At 38.4% G+C, this 365-nt stretch carries 1 pseudogene; it reads right to left on the bottom strand.

The annotated features are described in order from the left end of the window. Positions 1–219: 219 nt before the first annotated feature. Positions 220–365 (bottom strand): annotated as a pseudogene (locus tag MMY95_RS15705) (LtrC-like protein); the annotation flags it as partial.

The raw sequence follows: 365 nt of genomic DNA, 5'->3' as shown, positions 1-365 counted from the left end.
TAAACGCGGTTCTGAATGTCTCTTAAAATCTGTCTCAAATATTGACTTCAATCCACAAATAAAAAAAGCCGCCCTGTGTAACTTTGGTAGAGGTCACAGGACGAGCTAAAATCGTTTATTAAATTTCTGCCACCGCCTTTGAAGCGGCTTGCATGGGAAGTCTTGTTAGCGCAAGGCTTCCCTTTTCTATTACATTATAGCATGACCTTTAAAAACTGGCTAACGTTTTAGACTTTGATCAAGTTCGGATTCGGGTTGTTTGACCTCCGGATTCTGTTCAGCAAATGCTTGCAGCTGTTTTTGAGTTCGCTTACTGATTTCATGGTGTATATCATTTAGTTTATTTTTTAGTTCTGATTTTTGTT

This window comes from Lactiplantibacillus sp. ME-2, from assembly GCF_022549155.1.
GTDB lineage: Bacteria > Bacillota > Bacilli > Lactobacillales > Lactobacillaceae > Lactiplantibacillus > Lactiplantibacillus plantarum.
Note: the sequence above shows the minus strand (reverse complement) of the source record. Positions and strands in the feature narration are given on the sequence as shown.